This is a genomic window from Bifidobacterium pseudolongum subsp. globosum, assembly GCF_000741295.1.
Classification (GTDB): domain Bacteria; phylum Actinomycetota; class Actinomycetes; order Actinomycetales; family Bifidobacteriaceae; genus Bifidobacterium; species Bifidobacterium globosum.
In genome coordinates this window covers 340,226-358,146 of the sequence record NZ_JGZG01000005.1, presented here as the reverse complement: position 1 = coordinate 358,146, position 17,921 = coordinate 340,226, and the positions used below count along the sequence as shown (strand labels likewise).

Below are 17,921 nucleotides of genomic sequence, written 5' to 3'. Positions count from 1 at the left end.
CTGCCCGATGGTAGCGGCCGCAAACGATATTGGGCGGGGGCCGCACCGCGGTGTGGCCCCCGCCCAACAGCCGTATGGCTTCGGCTTACAGCCTGCAGTGGTGGATGGCTTCGGCCAAGGAGGCGGTCGTATTGGCCAGCGCGCCCATGCCCTGTACCGGATCCTTGACATCGCCTTGGTCATCGAGCAGCGTGTGCACGAGGGCCGATCCCACGATGACGCCATCGGCGTATTGGCCGACGGTCGCACCCTGTTGCGGGGTGGAAACGCCGATGCCGACGCACACGTTCTGCGCACCGGCCGCACGGGCACGCGCCACAAGACGCTCCGGCGACGCGTTGATCGTGTCGCGCTCGCCGGTCACACCCATGCGTGATGCCGCGTAGACGAACCCGCGCGCGTTCTTCGCGACGATGCGCAGGCGCTCGTCGGTGGAATCGGGCGATACGAGGAAGATGCGGTCGAGCCCATGGCGGTCGGACGCCTCGATCCACTCCCCCGCCTCGTCCGGAATCAGGTCGGGCGTGATGAGGCCCGCGCCGCCCGCATTCGCGAAATCAGCGGCAAAACGTTCCACACCGTAATGGAAGATGAGGTTCCAATAGCTCATGATGAGCGGGATGCCCCCGGCATTGGCCACCGTCTCCACGGCGCGGAACACGTCGGCGATACGCTCGCCGTTGCGCAGCGCAATCTGGCTGGCCGCCTGGATCACCGGGCCGTCCATGACCGGGTCGGAATACGGCAGGCCGATCTCCACGATATCCACGCCGTTGTCGACCATAGTGCGGAAGGCCTCAAGTGACAGCTCCGTGTCGGGGAATCCAAAGGGCAGATAGCCGATGAAGGCGGGCATGTTGCGCTCTTTGTAGCGGGCGAAGAGCTCGCCGCAACGGCTCGGCGCATGGCTGATGCCCAGCGGCTGGCCCGAGGGGGTGCCATCCTGTTCCACTTCGATGATCGTCTCGTTGAATTCACGCATTGTTGCCCTGTGCTCCGTTCGCTTCGAGTGCCTTGCTCTGTTCATCGGTCAGATAGCCGAACCATTTGCCGGCCGTGTTCATGTCTTTGTCGCCGCGGCCCGAGACGTTGATGATCATCACCGGGTGCTCGTAGCCCTTGGCCTTGAGGTCGAGCGCCGCCTTGTAGGCGCCGGCGATGGCATGCGAGCTTTCGATAGCGGGGATGATGCCCTCGGTCTCGCACAGGTCCTTGAACGCGCTCATCGCCTCGCCGTCGGTGGCCCAGGAATAGGTCACGCGGCCGATGTCCTTGAGCCACGCGTGCTCGGGGCCGACGGACGCGTAGTCGAGGCCGGCGGAGATGGAATAGGTGTCAAGCGTCTGGCCTTCGGAATTCTCCAGCAGGTAGCTCTTGGCGCCTTGGAACATGCCGAGCTCGCCTGTGCCCGGCGCAAACCGGATCGCGTGGCGCCCGGATTCGGGGCCCTCTCCGCCGGCTTCGAACCCGTACAGGTTCACCCGGTCGTCGTCGAGGAACGCGTTCATGATGCCGATCGCGTTTGATCCGCCGCCCACGCATGCGCAGATTGCGTCGGGATGGTCGATGCCGTACCATTCCTGCAGCTGCTCCTTGGCCTCCTCGCCGATGATCTTCTGGAAGTCGCGCACCATCGCGGGGAACGGATGTGGTCCGGCCACGGTGCCGAGCAGGTAATGGGTATCTTTCACATTGGTGACCCAGTCGCGCAATGCCTCGTTGATCGCGTCCTTGAGGATCCGGTCGCCGAGGGTGACCTCCACGACCTCGGCGCCGAGCATGCGCATGCGGGCCACATTGAGCGCTTGGCGGCGCGCGTCGATCTGTCCCATGTAGATGCGGCACTTGAGCCCCATCATCGCGCACACGGTGGCGGTGGCCACACCATGTTGCCCCGCGCCGGTCTCGGCGATGACGCGCGTCTTGCCCATGCGCTTGACGAGCAGCGCCTGCCCGATCGCGTTGTTGATCTTGTGCGCGCCGGTATGGTTGAGGTCCTCACGCTTGAGGAAGACGCGCGCGTCCAAGCCGGTACGTTCTTTGATGCGCTCGGCGAAGCGCGGCGCTTCGGTGAGCGGCGATGGACGCCCGACGTACTGCCTGTTGAGACGGGCGAGCTCCTTGTGGAATTCTGGGTCGGCCTTGGCCTGCGCGTATACACGCTCGAGTTCGTCGAGGGCGCTGACGAGCGCCTCCGGCACATACCGGCCGCCGTATTCGCCGAAGTACGGCCCTTCGTGCGTGCTCAGCGGGGTCTGTTCCGAAGCTTTCACTGTTGCTCCTGCCTTTACTAGACGTTGTACTGCGAGTTCATGGTCGTCCGCCGTGGCCACGCCCTCGCCCACGAGGACGGCGTCCGCACCGGCACGCCCGTAGTCCTGCACTTCGACTGCGCCGAACACGCCGGATTCCGCCACCTTGATCACATCATCGGGCAGATTGTGCGCGAGTTCGCGGTATGTGCCCACATCTACCCTGAGATTCTTCAGGTTGCGCGCGTTGATGCCGATCACCTGTGCACCGGCCGCTATCGCACGGTCGATCTCTTCGCGCGTATGCGTCTCCACGAGGGCGGTCATGCCGAGCTCGTGCGTCAGTGCGAGCAGGTGCACCAGTTCGTCATCGCCGAGCGCAGCGACGATGAGCAGCACCAGATCGGCGCCGTGCGCGCGCGCCTCCCAGATCTGGTAGTCGGTGGTGATGAAATCCTTGCGTAGCACCGGGATGTCGACGGCCGCACGCACCTCGTCGAGATCAGCGAGCGAACCGAGGAACCGACGTCCTTCGGTGAGCACGGAAATCGCGGACGCGCCGCCGGCGGCATATTCGGCCGCAAGCTCCCCCGGATGCTGGATGTCAGTGAGGTGGCCTTTCGACGGGGATGCACGTTTGATCTCCGCAATCACCGGAATGCCGTCATCGTGCCTGAGCCATCGCTTGGCGTCACGGGGGGCGGGAGCCTGGGCCGCCATGGCCTTCAGCTCATCCAGTGACGTTTCGCGTGCACGGGCCTGCTGGTCTTCCAGCGCGCCCGCTACCAGTTCGTCAAGCACAGACAATGGTCCTCCTTCAATGAGTTTGCCGACATGCGTAACTGTAAAGCAAGCGGGTTACACCTCTGAAGCACCGTCTTGCATGGTGAGCCGTGGGGGGGGCGGTACCGCACCCGGGCGAGGCATGGATGCGGACGCGCCGTTTTCCCCTATAGGGCGAAAAACCCGGGGACCGATGCGAAACGTGGTCTAATGAATACGTAGCATTCATTTGTAGATGGGAGCCGGTTATGGCAGATATCAAGGAAAAGTTCGAAGAGTTCAAGGACCACATGGAAGAACGTCACGAGGAGCATGAAGCCAACCGTGACGAGAAGCGCGCCGAGCGCGCCGAAGAGCATGCGGCCAAGGAAATCGCCAAGGAAGACAACAAGATCCGCGAAGCCGCCGGCGATCCCGAGAAGAAGCTCGAGAAGATCACCGACAAGGCCGACGACAAGAAGGACAAGGCGGCCGGCAAGGCAGCCGATCTGGAAGCCAAGGCCACCGAGGATCAGGTGGAGCTCAACGAGCGTTTCGGCCGTCAGCTGGACCTCGATGACTGATTCGCCTGCTTGGCTTCAGGCATAGCCTGTGTGATGGGGGCTGCGATTCGATTAGATCGCAGCCCCCATCCTTATGCCATAGCGCCAAGGCACCCTCATAGCACAACTCAAGGGCCGGTCGGCATTCACCCACACGAGGAATCCGATCCGGCGCGCTCGCCACGCATGGTGTAATGGGATGAGCCGCACAAACGGCGGCAACCACGAAAGGAGCCTATCATGGCTGATATGGCAGAAAAAATCGGTGAGCTCAAGGGCAAGGCGGAAGTCAAGGCCGACGAAATCAAGATGAAGGCCGGAGAGATCAAGGGCAAGGCAGAGGCCAAGCTCGATGAAATGAAGAAGGACCATGAAAACAAGGCTGAGTAGTTCAGCGCCATCCCCACACCACACAGCAGCCCGCGGAACATAACGTTCCGCGGGCTGCTGCCGTATACCGCAATAGCACGCTCACAGACGCTTGAGCTGGGCCGCGATCTGGATGGCCTCCACACTCGCCTCGGCCTTGTTGCGCGTCTCCTGCCATTCGGTAGCGGGCACCGAATCAAGCACAAGCCCCGCACCGGCCTGCACACTGGCCTCATGGTCGCGGATGAACGCGGTGCGAATCGCGATCGCCATGTCCATGTTGCCGGAGAAATCGAAGTAGCCGATCGTACCGCCATAGATGCCACGGTCGGCGGGCTCGAGCTCGTCGATGATCTCCACCGCGCGCGGCTTGGGCGCTCCGGACAGCGTGCCCGCGGGGAATGCGGAGGTGAACACGTCGAACGCGGACAGCGCCGGGTCGATTGTTCCGGTGACCGTCGAGCAGATGTGCATGATGTGGCTGAACCGTTTGATGTCCATGAAAGAGACGACCTCGACGGTCTGCGGCAGGCACACCCGGCTCAGGTCGTTGCGTGATAGGTCGACGAGCATCACATGTTCGCTCGTCTCCTTGGGGTCGGCGAGCAATTCCTTCGCCAACAACTCGTCTTCCTCTGGTGTGGCGCCGCGCGGGCGCGACCCGGCAATTGGAAAGGTCATCGCCTGCCCGTCGTCGACCTTGATAAGCGTTTCGGGGCTTGATCCGATGACGTTGAAATCACGGCCCTGCGCGTCGGTGAGGGCCATGAAATACATGTATGGGCTGGGGTTGAGCGTGCGCAGCACGCGGTAGACGTCGAACGGGTCCGCCGGCGAATCGATGTCGAGGCGCTGCGAGATCACCACCTGGAACACGTCGCCGTCGATGATGTGCTGGCGCGACCGCTCGACCGCCTGTTCATACACCTGCTTCGCGGTGCGGAAGCGCAATTGAGGCTGGGGCACGGAAGTGTCGCGCACGTTGACGCGGAATTCGCCGGGCGTCGGCGTCGCGGCGTCGCGCTCCATCGTGTCGAGGCGAGCGACCGCAGCCCGGTACGCCTCGTCGGCACGGGTGGGCTTGTCGTCCACGTTCACGGCGTTCGCGATGAGCCACACGGAACCGGAGACGTGGTCGACGACGGCGATGTCAGTCGCCAACGCGAGCACGAGCTCATTCTGCCCCGTCTCGTCTGGCGCCGTGGCACGCAACGTGGGCTCCCAATGCCGGATCGCGTCCCATCCGACGGTACCCACCAATCCACTGGTGAGGTTGGGCAATCCTTCGACGCGTGGCGCCTTGAGCACTTCGAGCGTGGCGCGGGCCACGTCGATGACGTCACCATGGCTGGGCACACCCACGGGCACGGTGCCAAGCCAGCTCGCCTGACCTCCATCTGAACGCAACTGCGCCATCGCATTGACGCCGATGAAACTATACCGGCTCCATGATCCGCCGTATTCCGCGGACTCGAGGATAAAGGTGCCGGACCTGCCATTCGCCAGACGCTCGTAGAATCCGACGGGCGTGATCGAATCGGCGAGCAGGCGGCGCACGATGGGGATGATGCGGTAGCCTTCATCGGCCAGCGTCTGGAACAGTTCACGCGAGGGCCAGGTCTCGCCCCACTCCAGATTGGTCACACTGCACTGCGTCATCGAGCCTCCCCCTCACTGTGGTCCCGGGATCCCACCACGACCGGCAGCGGGCCGCCTTCGTCGAAGCAGGAATACTTGCCGGTATGGCATGCGGCGCCCACTTGGTCCACTTGGACGAGCAGTGCGTCGCCGTCACAATCCAGATGCACGGCCTTCACATACTGCGCATGTCCCGACGTGTCGCCTTTGCGCCAATACTCCTGCCGGGAACGCGACCAGAACGTCACGCGCCCTTCGGTGAGCGTGCGGCGCAGGGCTTCGTCGTTCATGTAGCCGACCATGAGCACCTCACGGGAATCGTACTGCTGCACCACGGCGGCGACGAGGCCGAGCCCGTCGTATTTGAGCCGCGCCTTGATGCGCGGATCGAGTGTCACTGCATTGTCGAATTGTTCGTCGTTCATCGTTTCCATCCAGATATCACACTTACCCCAAGCATTGTAAACGGGCTTGGCCTCCGCCGCCAGTGCGTGGCTTCAGCGCACGGTGTAGCCTGCGGCACGCAGGGCGCTCTTGACCTCGCCGATTGTGACCTTGCCGAAGTGGAAGATCGACGCGGCGAGCACGGCGTCGGCGCCCGCAGCGATCGCCGGCGGGAAATCCTCGGCCTTGCCCGCGCCGCCTGAGGCGATGATCGGGATGGACACCTCACGCCGCATCGCCGAGATCATCTCCAAATCGAACCCCTGCTGGGTGCCGTCGGCGTCCATCGAATTGAGCAGGATCTCGCCGGCGCCCAATTCCTCGGCGCGCTTGGCCCACCACAGCGCATCGATGCCGGTGGATTTGCGGCCGCCCATGGTGGTGACCTCGAAGCCCGACTGGGTGTGGCACTCCCCCTGTTCGCGGCGCGCATCGACAGAAAGGACGAGCACCTGGCTGCCGAAACGTTCCGCCACACGGCTGATCAATGTGGGGTCGTTGATCGCCGCCGTGTTGACACCGACCTTGTCCGCGCCACAGCGCAGCAGCGAGTCGACGTCTTCGGGTGTGCGCACACCGCCGCCCACGGTCAGTGGAATGAAGACCTGCTCGGCGGTGCGCGTGACGACGTCGACCATCGTCTGCCGGTGCGAGCTGGAGGCGGTCACATCGAGGAACGTGAGTTCATCGGCGCCCTGGCGGTAGTATTCGGCAGCGAGCGCCACGGGGTCACCGGCGTCCTTGAGGTTTTCGAAGTGGACGCCTTTGACGACGCGTCCTGCATCGACGTCCAGGCAAGGGATCACTCGTACCGCCAACGACATGTTTGGGTCTCCATCTCTACTCGGGTGCGCGTAGCCGGTTGTGCTGGTGTTAAGAGTACTGATTCCCTGTTACATCGGTTTTGGTGTACGGTTTGGCGCCCACATCGTGAAATGGGTTCGTGTGCGCGCCGCTGGTGCTGTATGTGTGGAATCGTTGGAATGTCGCGGATGCAACCATCGGTTGCGTGCCGAATTGCGGTTGCGTTGTGTGATGCAACCAGAGGATGGTGGACGGATCGTCTCGTTGTGTTGCATAGTGAGGCCATGGCTCCTTCTTCGAATGGGAGCGACTCGAACATAAGGACAGGATGATGAGCAATTTCAAGACCAACCTGCAGTATCTGCGGGCGCAGCAAAACATGACGCAAGAGCAATTGGCGATGCTTCTGGGCGTCTCCCGCCAAGCCATCAGCAAGTGGGAGAGCGAGAAGGCGTACCCGGAGATGGACAAGCTGCTCGTGATCTGCGACCTATTCGACGTCACGCTCGACGACCTTGTCATCGGCGATGTGGCCCGGCCACGTCGGAACGCGTCACCCGCGCAGGGACACGCCGATGAGCCAGACGACACGGGTGTCCCAGCGGCGATCAGTGAGCGCCCGCCACTGTCCATGCTCCAGCAGAATCCCGCACCATTGCCGCGGGACATCACGGGGTATGAGGCCCATATGCGCAGTTTTGACGCGAAGATTCCGGCTGGCATCTTTGCCATCATTTTCGGTGTCGGCGCCGGGATGTTTTTCGATGCGGACAATTCCATCCTTGGGGTGAGTCCGTTCAATGATTTCCTCATGTTCCTGTGCATTGTGCTTGGGGTCATCATTGGCTTGGTGTTTCTGGTTCCCGCCGGGCTTGGGCATTCCGCGTTCATGCGCAGTCATCCCTATGTTGAGGATTTCTATACCGAGCATGATCATGCGGAGGCGCGGCGCACGTTGACGGTTGCGCTTGTTGGCGGCATCGGCCTGATTCTTGTCGGACTTGCGCAGTTGATTTTCGTCAACGAGTATCTGCATACAGAGGATGGGTGGCCGATTGGTGCGTTCCTGATGCTCGCGGCCTGTGGCGTGGCTGCCATCGTGTATGGAGGCATGCACTTCGGCCGTCTCAATCTTGCCAAATACAACAAGGCCGCGGAGCGGGAGTACCGTGAGGCGAAGGGCCTGAATGACTCGTATGACGAGGTCAATGGCGCGATTTGCGGCACGATCATGATGATCGCCACGATTGTCGGTCTGACGATGCTCTTCGGGTTTGATGGAGGGTTGTTCTGGCTGTCGTGGGTCATCGGCGGCCTGCTGTGCGGCATCTCCTCGGTCATCATCGAAGCGGTCAAAACGTCCCGGAGCAGGCATGATGACGACATCATTGTCTGATGTGGTCTACCGGTTGCGTGCTCGCATCGTGAAGGTAAGGATCGCGGCCGCGGCGAATATGGCCATGTAGATGAGGACGATCCACATGTGCGGCCAGATGCGGCCATAGTCTCCGGCTATGGCCGCATTCGCCATTTGCGCCGCGTGATAGAAAGGCAGGGTCTGAGCGATGATCTGAAACGCGTGGCCCATGACCGTCAGCGGGATGGTGAGTCCGGAGAGGATGAAAGAGACCGTGGTGAGCATGGCCCCGCAGATGCCACCGACGGCCTTATCGCTGACGAGGGTGCCGCACAGCAATCCGATCGCGGTGTACATGAGCGCCGTGGGCAGGATGACCGCGATGCCCACCACGACGCGCGCGCTCCATTGGAAGCCGAACAGGATGGCGAATGCGAAGGTGAGGGATTCGACCTCTTCGAGGTAATGCGTGGTGAGCAGGATGGTGACCTCGCCTTTGAGCGCGGTGAGCGTGTGCCACAGTTCATGGCGTGCGAGCGCACATCAAGCCCGACCGTGGGCTCGTCGAGGAACAGGATCTTCGGGTTGGTGATCAATCCCATCGCGATGCTCAAGCGGCGCTGCATGCCACCCGAAAGCGTGTGGGCGCGTTGGTGCGCCACCTGGTCCAAGCCGAATTGGGTGAGCATGGCGATCGTGGTGCTTTTCCCCGCGCCGTTGACGCCGAGCAATGCGAAGGTCTCACCGTTGGTCACGGTCAGGTCGAGCCCATCGACGGCGGTTGTGGCGCCGAATCGCTTCGTCAGCCCTTCGGCACGTATGGCTTCCTGTTGGTCTGTCGCGGTCATTGCACGCCTCCACTTCCCTGCTGGTTGGCGATGGAGGCACTGAGCGCGTGGAACTCCACGCTCAGCGCGTCGACGATGTGCTGTTCGTCCCAATCGAGGTAGTGCGCCACGATCATCGACGCGATGCCGTGCACATGGATCCACATATGCATATGGAATGCCGTTGCAGTGTCCGCGCTCATGCCCAACTGCCGTGTGATCAGTTCGATGATCGGTTGCAGCTGGCGCTCCATGCGCTCGCGTTGGTCACGACTCTGGTCACACATGAACAGCATGCTGAACAGGTGCGGTTCGGTTTTCGTGAAGGTGATGTACCCCATGCCGCTGGCCATGTAGCGTGGCCAGCGTCCACTGTCCATGCTGGCGCGCAGATGGTCTCCGCGTAGTAGGCGTTCGCCTGTTCCCCTATCTGCGCCATCATGCGCGCTCGGTGGTTTTCGCGGCGAGCTGGCCGCACGCACCGTCGATGTCCTGCCCGCGCGTGTCGCGCAGTGTGGCGGTGACGCCGGCGTTATTGAGAATCTCAAGGAACCGTTGTTCGTCCTCGGGCTTCGAGGCCGTCCACTTCGACCCTTCAATCGGGTTGAGCGGAATCGGATTGACATGTGCCCAATTGTCACCGTAATGGTTGAGTTTCTTCGCCAGGAGGCGTGCATGTTCGGCCTGGTCGTTGATGCCGCGCATGAGTGCGTATTCGATGCTCACGCGGCGTTTGCTCGCCAGATAATAGTCGTGCGCCGCGTCGAGCACCTGCTCGACATTGAAGCGTTTGTTCATCGGCACAAGCTCATCGCGCAGGTCGTTGTTCGGGGCGTGCAGCGACACGGCGAGGCGCACGGGGATGCCCTCCTGCGCCAGTTTGCGGATGCCCGGCACCACGCCCACCGTGGACACGGTGATGTTGCGCGCGGAGATGCCGAACCCTTCAGGAGGCATGGCGCTGATCTGCCGCACGGCGCTCATGATGGACCGATAATTGCCCATCGGCTCTCCCATGCCCATGAACACGATGTTGCTGAGTCTGCCCGGACCTCCCGCCACTTCCCCGCGGCTCATCATGCGCGCGGCGATGCGCACCTGTTCGAGGATCTCGCCAGTGGACATGTTGCGGGTCAAACCGAGTTTGCCGGTGGCGCAGAACGGGCATCCCATGCCGCAGCCCACCTGGCTCGAGATGCACAATGTGGTGCGGTTCGGGTAGCGCATCAACACGGATTCGATCTTCGAACCGTCGAACAGGCTCCACAATGTCTTGACCGTCTGCCCGTCATCGGCCACCTGCCGTGTGACCTCGCTGATCAATGTCGGGAAGAACAGGTTCTGTGCGGCTTGGCGCGCCATGGCGGGAAAATCGGTGAACTGCGCGGCCTCGGTGTCGAAATGGCCATAGTAATGGTTGGCGAGCTGCTTGACGCGGAACTTCGGCAGACCCATCCCCTTCGCCGCCTCGATGCGCTCGTCGGGCGTCATGTCGGTGAAGTGGACCGGCGGCTTGCCGCGGCGCGCGTGGTCCTTGGCCAGCACGTCACGGAACGCACCGGTCGTGCCACCCGGCGTGATGCCGCTTTCCACGGCATGACCGGTCTTGGTTGTTTCCATCTCCATATCACAGTCCCGTCATCCAGAGCAGCACGCACGTGAACGGTGCGGCCAGCAGAATGGAATCCACGCGGTCCAACACACCGCCATGGCCTTTGAGCAGATGCCCCATGTCTTTGATGCCCAGATCGCGTTTGATCATCGAGGCGCACAGGTCGCCGAATGTGCCGACGACACCGATCATGACGCCGGCCACCGCAGGCACCCACCAGCGCGTAGCCCACATGGTCTGGTCATAGGTGCAGGCGAACACGGCGTAGGCCCCGGCCATCGCGAAGAGGATCGACCCAAGCAGGCCCTCGACCGATTTCTTCGGCGAAATGCCCGGGCACAGCTTGTGCCGTCCAAGCCAGGCGCCTGCGAACAGGCCGCCGGTATCGCTCAACGCGGGGATGAACACGATCATGATGGCATGCGACACAGGGTGCCCGTGGAATGTGAGCGGGATGATGATGCACGAGGCGAGCACCTGGATGTACAGCGCCGTGAACATGGAGACCGCCACATGCGTCAGCCTGCTGTGCGTGGGCGTGCTGTCGGACGGCACCGCCGACGGCGACGTGAGCGTTTTGGTGGCCAACGCCTTGCCCGCCCGGCCATTGAGCGATATCTGCAGGCTCGCCATGATCCCCACAAGCACAAGCGTACCCAACGCGCACGCGCCCATCGCCACCACGTGGTTCGGCGCAAGATACACCGTGCACAACGAGACGGTGGAACACACCCACAGCGTGCCGATCGGAATGTTGAGGTTGCGGACGGCGAAATCCACCCGGAGCTCCCACAAGCCGAGGATCATGAAGATCACCACAAGCAGCGCGAACAGCGCGGGGCTGATTAGCAGGCATGCAAGGATCAGCACGATGAGCACCACAGCCGTGCCGATCGCCTGCGGCATGTTGCGGCCCGTCTTCTTGTTGATGGCGTCAATCGCCTCTTCGGCCTGATGGTTCGGTGGTGTTGTGGAGTTCATGCGGTGCCTCGCGTCTTCGAAAAACCGGTTCGTCGTGAATAATGCGAACGGGTGCGCCGCATGGAGGGCCACCGTGCGACGGCGGCATGCATGCGGCGCACCCGTTCACCATGGGGAGGTCACACCTCCATGATCTCCTTCTGCTTGCTGTCGAGCAGCGCATCCAGCTGGTCGGTGACCTGCTTGGTCACCTTGTCGAGGTCCTTGAGCAGGCGCTCGCCCTCATCCTCGCCCATCTCGCCGTCCTTGACGGCCTTGTCGATGGATTCCTTGGCCTTGCGGCGGATGTTGCGCACCGCGACCTTGCCATCCTCCGCCTTGGTCTTGGCGAGCTTGACGTATTCCTTGCGGCGGTCCTCGGTCAGTTCGGGCATGGTGAGCAGGATCTGCGCGCCATTGCGGCGCGGGCTTGCGCCCAGGTCGGAGTCACGCAGCGCCTTTTCCACCGCGTTCGCCTGCGATGGGTCGAACGGTGTCACCGAAAGCGTGCGCGGCTCCGGCACACCGATCGTCGCCACGGCCTTCAACAGGGTCGGGGCGCCGTAATACTCGACGGTGATGCCGTTGAGCAGAGCCGGGTTCGCGCGGCCCGTGCGGATGCCCGCGAAGTTCTCCTTGGTCGATTCGATGGACTTCTCCATCTGGCCCTTGGCCTGGTCCACAAGATTTGCCATGTTGTTCTCCTTTGATATGGAATTGGTCGTGCCCGCCCGCCGTCAGGCGAGGTGCGATTCTCCATTGGACACCAGCGTACCAATGGATTCGCCCAAGAGGGCTCCCGTGACGTTGCCCGGTTCCTCGAGTCCGAAGACGCGGATGCTCTGGTTGTTGTCGCGCGCCATGGCCATGGCCGAAGCGTCCATGACCGCAAGGTTGTCAACCAGGGCGCGCTTGTAGCTCAACGCGGAGAAGCGCTTGGCCTGCGGATCCTTGCGCGGGTCGGCGGTGTACACGCCGTCCACGCCGTTCTTGCCCATGAGCACTTCGTCGCAATGGATTTCGAGGGCACGCTGGATCGACACCGTGTCGGTCGAGAAATACGGCATGCCTGCACCGGCGCCGAAAATGACCACGCGGCCCTTTTCTAAGTGGCGGATGGCCTTCAGCGGAATGTACGGCTCGGCGACCTGCCCCATCGTGATCGCGGTCTGCACGCGGGTGGCCTGCCCTTCCTGCTCGAGGAAGTCCTGCAACGCCAAACAGTTCATGACGGTGCCAAGCATGCCCATGTAGTCGCCGCGCGAGCGGTCGATGCCCGCCTGCTGCAGTTCCGCACCGCGGAAGAAGTTGCCACCGCCGGTCACGATCGCGACCTGCACCCCTTGGGCGACCGCCGGTACGATTTCCGAAGCGATGCGGCGGACCACGCCGGTGTCCACCCCCACATGGCCACCGCCGAATGCCTCGCCGGACAGTTTGAGCAATACTCTACGAGGTTTGTCCTCGGTGTTGTCAAGTGCCATGCCGCACCTTTCTGCACATGTATCTCATGTCTTACCGTTGTTTAGCGTATCGGCCCGGTGCGACACCGCACCCATGACGCGCGACACCACGGGACGCATACGAAAACGGGGTTGTCGGCGCATGGCTCGCATGCGTCGACAACCCCGTCACGACAGTGGGCGGCATGCCCAGCGTAGGCTATGCCGTCAAAGTCACTCGGCGTCGGCCTCCGGGCCCTTGCCGACCTCGAGGCGGGCGAAAGCCAGAGCTTGGCCGCCGACTTCCTTGAACAGGTCGCCGATCGTCTTGGACGGATCCTTGACATAGGCCTGCTCGAGCAGCACGTTCTCCTTGAAGAACGCGTTGAGGCGGCCTTCGACGATCTTCGGGACGATCTTCTCCGGCTTGCCCTCGGCGAGGGACTTCTCGGTGGCGACGCGGCGCTCGGATTCCACGATGTCCTCCGGCACGTCCTCGCGCGACAGCCACTGGGCGCCCATGGCGGAAATCTGCAGGGCCGCCTCATGGGCCACGGCTGCGCCGGCCTCATCGGTGGCGATCATCGCGACGATGCTCGGCGGCATCTCTGCGGACTTCTTGTGCGCGTAGATCTCGACGCGCGGGCCTTCGATCTTGGCGAACTGGCCGATCTTGACATGCTCGCCGAACAGCGCGGCGGCTTCTTCGACGGATTCCTTGACGGTGCCTTCGTCGCTCGGGGCGGCGAGCACATCGTCGATGCCGTTGGCGTTGACCTTGACGGCCGCGGCGAGCACGGTGTCGGCGAAGTCGACGAACTTCGGGGTCTTGGCCACGAAGTCGGTCTCCGAGTTGAGCTCGACGGCATAGCCGGTCTGGCCGTTGGCCGAGTCGACGACGGTGGAGGCGATCGTGCCTTCCTGGGCCTTGCGGCCTTCACGCTTGCCGGCGGCCTGGATGCCCTTGGCGCGGATGATTTCCTTTGCGCGGGCGACGTCGCCTTCGGCTTCGGTGAGCGCCTTCTTGACGTCCATCATGCCTGCGCCGGTCTCTTCACGGACCTGCTTGATCAATGCTGCGGTAATGGCTGCCATTGATATCTCCTTGATTGATGAATGGTGTAACGATTGGAAGCGGTGGCGCGCCTTGCGCGCCACCGGGAAACGTCACTTGGACTCTTCGTCCTGCTTCGCTTCGGATTCCTCAAACTGCGCGTCGGCGCGGGCCGCTTCGGACGAAGCGCCTTCCTTCTCGTCGGCCTTGAGGACGGCGTTCTCGGTGACCACGGCGTCTTCACGCAGGGTGGTCTTCTCGTCGTTCTCGAGCAGTTCCTTCTCCCAGGCGGCCATCGGCTGCGCATCGGATTCACCTTCGGCCTTGGTGGACTTGCCGGAGCGCTCCAGCAGACCATCGGCGACGGCGTCGGCGAACAGCGTGGTGAGCAGTTCGATGCCGCGGATAGCGTCATCGTTGGCCGGAATCGGGTATTCGACGACGTCCGGATCGGAGTTGGTGTCGATGATCGCGACGACCGGAATGCCCAGCTTGTGGGCTTCCTCGACAGCCAGTGCTTCCTTGTTGACGTCGACGACGAACATCGCGGACGGCGTGCGGTTCATGTTGCGAATGCCGCCAAGCTGCTTCTCCAGCTTGTCCTTCTCACGCTCAAGGAGCAGGAGCTCCTTCTTGGTCAGGCCGGAGCCGTGCACGTCGGAGAAGTCCATCTCCTCGAGTTCCTTGAGACGGGTGACGCGCTTGGAGACGGTCTGGAAGTTGGTGAGCATGCCGCCGAGCCAACGCTCGCACACGTAAGGCATGTTCACACGGGTGGCCTGGGTCTTGATGGCCTCCTGGGCCTGCTTCTTGGTGCCGACGAACAGCACGGTGCCGCCGTGGGCCACGGTGGTCTTGATGAAGTCGTAGGCGACGTCAATCAGGTCGAGCGTCTTGAAGAGGTCGATGATGTAGATGCCGTTGCGCTGGGTGAGGATGTACTGCTTCATCTTCGGGTTCCAGCGGCGGGTCTGGTGGCCGAACTGGAGACCGGCCTTCAGCATTTCGCTCATCGTAATCTGAGCCATGGTATTACTACCTTCCTGTCGGTTATTGCCTGGCCATGCGTTCCCGCGTGCAGTCATCGTGTGCGATGACCGACCGACACGGGCCTTCGCGTACATGGCGCGAATTTGGCGGCACGCCGGTTGACGATATTAGGGGTGGCGCCACCGCTCGCGAACGCGGCGGGCGCCGGTTGGCGCACCAACTGCACATGATAGCATGAGACCCGCACCACGCGGCGTGGGCGTGGTGCGGGCCTTGGTGGTCATGCGCTCAGGCGTTCAGACTGCGCATGCGGCGCATCGCCGCACGGCGTTCGTCCTTCTCGAGACGGTCGATGTACAAGTGCCCGTCAAGGTGGTCGGTCTCATGCTGCAGCATGCGGCCCATGAGTCCGGATCCTTCGAGCACGACCTCGTTGCCGTCCAGATCGATGCCTCGCACACGCGCATAATCCGCGCGCGGCGTCTTGTACCACAGGCCTGGAAGCGACAGGCAACCTTCGTCACCGTATTGTTCGCCGCTCGTCTCTTCCAGCACCGGGTTGAGGATGTATCCGATCGTGCCGTCGATGTTGTACGAGAACGCACGCAGGCTTACGCCGATCTGGTTCGCGGAGACGCCTGCACGACCCGGGTCGTTCACCGTGTCGAGCAGGTCGTCCACAAGACGCCGGATGGCCGGCGTGATGTCGGTGATCGGATCGCACGGCGTGCGTAGCACGGGGTCGGGAACCACTCGTATGTCTCGGATTGCCACGGTATTACCTCTCCTCTTCTTGGCTTGGCGGCTCCTTGGCCGCCGATGCGTCTTCCGCGGTCTCGGCATGGTCCTGCTGCCATTCGCCGAGACGCTCCTGCACGGTGTCGATCGCCTGGCGCACACGCGGCGAGACGTTCTCGGAGGCGTGGCGCATCGATTCACCCGCCCGCTTGACGGTCTCCGTGGTGCTTTCCAGGATCTGCACGCTCACGGGCACGGGACGGTTCGACGGGACAGGAGCGTACAGCTCGCCCTCGATGACCCCGGCGTACGCGGCGAGCACCTTCGGCCGGACCACTTTCATGCTGGCGGTCATCATGCCTTCCTCGACACTGAAATCGTGCGGCAGCACGATGAACTTGCGCACCGATTCCGCACGCGACACATTGGCGTTGGCCTGGTCCACGTATTGCTGGATGTACGCATGCACAGCGTCGCTATGCGCCACGTCCTCAAGGGGCATGTGGGGGTCCAGCCCACGTTCGGCGAGCCAGCTGCCGATCATCTCCGGGTCGAGCGTGACCAACGCCCCGATGAACGGCTTGTTGTCGCCGACCACGACCGTGTGCGCCACGATCGGGCATTCGTTGATCGCGTTCTCCATCGGCGCCGGCGAGACGTTCTTGCCTCCGGCGGTGATGATGATGTCCTTCTTGCGCCCGGTGATATAGAGGAACCCATCGTCGTCGATGTACCCGAGGTCACCGGTATGCAGCCAGCCGCTCGGCTCGAGCACCTCGTCGGTCTTCTCGCGGTTCTTGTAGTACCCCAGAAACACGTTGGGGCCATTGACTTCGATTTCCCCGTCTTCGGCGGTGCGCACCGCCATACCGGGACCGGGGCGCCCCACGGAGCCGGGTCGGTTGGCCTTCTGCCAATTCACCATCATCGGTGCGGCCGTTTCGGTCATACCATAGCCCTGGATGAACGTGATGTCGTCCATGCCGTTGAAGAAGTGCACAAGGTCGGTGTTGATCGGAGCGCCACCGCACGCGAGGTAGCGCAGGTTCGGTCCGAGCGCGGAGCGGAACGATGTGGCGACCGTGCTCATGTAGAACGAATGCTTCATGCGCATGGCCAGCGACGGGTGCTTGTGCTCGCTTTCCATCTTGGACCAGTCCTCGAAATGCCTGACCGCATTCGCGAAGATGCGCCCGCGCAATCCGGCGCCGGCTTTCTGAGAGGCCGCGTTGAACACCTTTTCGAACACACGCGGCACGCCGAGCAGATAGGTGGGTTTGAACCCGCGCAGATCGGCGAGCAAGTGCTTGGCGCCGGGCACATAGCCCACGACGCCGTGGCCGCCGATGGCCGTGTATTGGATGTAGCGCGCGAAGCAATGCGCGAGGGGCAGGAACAGCAGCAGTCGGCTTGGCTCATAGAGCATCTCAGGAAGCACTTCGTAGCCGTTCTTGACGATGTGCGTGAAGTTGCGGTTGGAGAGCATGGCGCCCTTGGGGGCCCCGGTGGAGCCGGATGTGTAGACGATGGTGAGCAGGTCATCGGCACGCACGCGCGCGATCGCCTCATCGAGCGCATCGTCGCTGACACCCTCGCCCAGATTGATCAACGCCTCAAGCGCGCCGTTGCTCAGGTTGAAGACGTGCGTGAGCACGTCTTCAACCTCGGCGATCGCCTCGAGCGTCTGGGTGTGCGCCTCATCGCCGCCGAAGGCGATCGAGGGGTGCACCTCGTGCACGATCGAGGAAGCCTGTTTCATGGAATCGGTCTCATAGATCGGCACGGAGACCGCGCCGATGGCCGCACAGGCGAAGTCGAGCACTCCCCATTCATAGCATGTGGCGGAGTAGATCACCACGGTGCTCCCCGGCTTCGCGCCAAGCGCCATGAGGCCTTTGGCCACGCTGCGCACCTGTGCCAACATCTCACCGGCGTACACGTCGTTCCATTGCCGTGTGCGCTCATCCTTCCACTGCGCTATCAGATCGTCCGGATCCGCCAACGCGCGGTCCGAAAGCAATGCATAGACAGTGTCATTCTGAGTGGTGACATAGATGTTGTCGAGTCCATATTCCCTGAGCATGCATTCCACTATAACCCACACGCCCG

Annotated in this window: 18 protein-coding genes and 1 pseudogene; 3 read left to right on the top strand and 16 right to left on the bottom strand. The window is 62.7% G+C overall.

Translation table 11 applies throughout. The features are described from left to right. Positions 1 to 85: 85 nt before the first annotated feature. Together trpA and BPSG_RS03725 are read right to left on the bottom strand one after the other, a co-directional pair. Positions 86 to 982 carry a tryptophan synthase subunit alpha gene (trpA, locus tag BPSG_RS03730; protein WP_051591914.1) on the bottom strand — a complete coding sequence of 299 codons (897 nt, stop codon included), beginning with the start codon at positions 980 to 982 and terminating at the stop codon, positions 86 to 88. Then, positions 975 to 3,059 carry a bifunctional indole-3-glycerol phosphate synthase/tryptophan synthase subunit beta gene (locus tag BPSG_RS03725; protein WP_026643027.1) on the bottom strand — a complete coding sequence of 695 codons (2,085 nt, stop codon included), beginning with the start codon at positions 3,057 to 3,059 and terminating at the stop codon, positions 975 to 977. The genes trpA and BPSG_RS03725 overlap by 8 nt, the downstream gene beginning before the upstream one ends. Before the next feature lie 224 nt (positions 3,060 to 3,283). On the opposite strand from BPSG_RS03725, the gene BPSG_RS03720 reads away from it, so the two are divergent. Next, on the top strand, positions 3,284 to 3,598 hold the full coding sequence (locus tag BPSG_RS03720) for a hypothetical protein (RefSeq protein WP_022857473.1): 315 nt from the start codon (positions 3,284 to 3,286) through the stop codon (positions 3,596 to 3,598). Between the two features lie 228 nt (positions 3,599 to 3,826). Further along, complete coding sequence (locus tag BPSG_RS08685) at positions 3,827 to 3,967, top strand: hypothetical protein (RefSeq protein ID WP_162165644.1); 141 nt, start codon at positions 3,827 to 3,829, stop codon at positions 3,965 to 3,967. An 81-nt stretch (positions 3,968 to 4,048) separates the two neighbouring features. On the opposite strand, the gene BPSG_RS03715 is transcribed toward BPSG_RS08685, so the two are convergent. The 3 genes from BPSG_RS03715 to hisF all read right to left on the bottom strand — a co-directional run bounded on the left by BPSG_RS03715 (position 4,049) and on the right by hisF (position 6,852). Then, positions 4,049 to 5,605, bottom strand: a complete 1,557-nt coding sequence (locus BPSG_RS03715; RefSeq protein ID WP_022857471.1) for a chorismate-binding protein — start codon at positions 5,603 to 5,605, stop codon at positions 4,049 to 4,051. After that, a complete protein-coding gene (hisI, locus tag BPSG_RS03710; RefSeq protein WP_022857470.1) occupies positions 5,602 to 6,009 on the bottom strand; it encodes a phosphoribosyl-AMP cyclohydrolase in 408 nt (135 codons plus the stop codon). The genes BPSG_RS03715 and hisI overlap by 4 nt, the downstream gene beginning before the upstream one ends. A gap of 72 nt (positions 6,010 to 6,081) precedes the next feature. Beyond that, positions 6,082 to 6,852 (bottom strand): imidazole glycerol phosphate synthase subunit HisF, encoded by a 771-nt coding sequence (gene hisF, locus BPSG_RS03705; RefSeq protein WP_022857469.1) that lies wholly within the window; start codon positions 6,850 to 6,852, stop codon positions 6,082 to 6,084. Positions 6,853 to 7,163: 311 nt separating this feature from the next. Here hisF and BPSG_RS03700 point away from each other — a divergent pair, with 311 nt between their 5' ends. Next, a complete protein-coding gene (locus BPSG_RS03700) occupies positions 7,164 to 8,228 on the top strand; it encodes a helix-turn-helix transcriptional regulator (RefSeq protein ID WP_026643025.1) in 1,065 nt (354 codons plus the stop codon). Between the two features lie 6 nt (positions 8,229 to 8,234). Here the strand turns inward: BPSG_RS03700 and BPSG_RS08750 are convergent, their stop codons facing one another. The 11 genes and pseudogenes from BPSG_RS08750 to BPSG_RS03650 all read right to left on the bottom strand — a co-directional run bounded on the left by BPSG_RS08750 (position 8,235) and on the right by BPSG_RS03650 (position 17,895). After that, on the bottom strand, positions 8,235 to 8,579 hold the full coding sequence (locus tag BPSG_RS08750; protein ID WP_236822925.1) for an ABC transporter permease: 345 nt from the start codon (positions 8,577 to 8,579) through the stop codon (positions 8,235 to 8,237). Positions 8,580 to 8,803: 224 nt separating this feature from the next. Next, positions 8,804 to 9,037, bottom strand: a pseudogene (locus tag BPSG_RS08825) (ATP-binding cassette domain-containing protein); the annotation flags it as partial. Further along, entirely contained in the window at positions 9,034 to 9,396 is a 363-nt protein-coding gene (locus BPSG_RS03690; protein WP_080699157.1) for a TetR-like C-terminal domain-containing protein, read from the bottom strand. The pseudogene BPSG_RS08825 and the gene BPSG_RS03690, both read right to left, overlap by 4 nt. 58 nt (positions 9,397 to 9,454) lie before the next feature. Next, positions 9,455 to 10,636, bottom strand: coding sequence for a dual-specificity RNA methyltransferase RlmN (rlmN, locus tag BPSG_RS03685; protein ID WP_026643024.1), 1,182 nt, complete (start codon positions 10,634 to 10,636; stop codon positions 9,455 to 9,457). 7 nt (positions 10,637 to 10,643) lie between these two features. Continuing rightward, a complete protein-coding gene (locus tag BPSG_RS03680) occupies positions 10,644 to 11,609 on the bottom strand; it encodes a phosphatidate cytidylyltransferase (RefSeq protein ID WP_026643023.1) in 966 nt (321 codons plus the stop codon). Positions 11,610 to 11,728: 119 nt separating this feature from the next. Then, complete coding sequence (gene frr / locus BPSG_RS03675) at positions 11,729 to 12,283, bottom strand: ribosome recycling factor (RefSeq protein ID WP_026643022.1); 555 nt, start codon at positions 12,281 to 12,283, stop codon at positions 11,729 to 11,731. 42 nt (positions 12,284 to 12,325) lie between these two features. Further along, a complete protein-coding gene (gene pyrH, locus BPSG_RS03670) occupies positions 12,326 to 13,072 on the bottom strand; it encodes a UMP kinase (protein WP_026643021.1) in 747 nt (248 codons plus the stop codon). 192 nt (positions 13,073 to 13,264) lie between these two features. Further along, positions 13,265 to 14,125: a translation elongation factor Ts gene (gene tsf, locus BPSG_RS03665; RefSeq protein WP_022857461.1), complete on the bottom strand. Its 861-nt coding sequence runs from the start codon at positions 14,123 to 14,125 to the stop codon at positions 13,265 to 13,267. Positions 14,126 to 14,197: 72 nt separating this feature from the next. Next, positions 14,198 to 15,112, bottom strand: a complete 915-nt coding sequence (gene rpsB / locus BPSG_RS03660) for a 30S ribosomal protein S2 (RefSeq protein WP_022857460.1) — start codon at positions 15,110 to 15,112, stop codon at positions 14,198 to 14,200. A gap of 250 nt (positions 15,113 to 15,362) precedes the next feature. Further along, a complete protein-coding gene (locus tag BPSG_RS03655; RefSeq protein ID WP_026643020.1) occupies positions 15,363 to 15,848 on the bottom strand; it encodes a peptide deformylase in 486 nt (161 codons plus the stop codon). Positions 15,849 to 15,852: 4 nt separating this feature from the next. Further along, the gene (locus BPSG_RS03650) at positions 15,853 to 17,895 is read right to left on the bottom strand and encodes an AMP-dependent synthetase/ligase (RefSeq protein WP_026643019.1); all 2,043 of its coding nucleotides are present in this window, start codon (positions 17,893 to 17,895) and stop codon (positions 15,853 to 15,855) included. Positions 17,896 to 17,921: the final 26 nt, after the last annotated feature.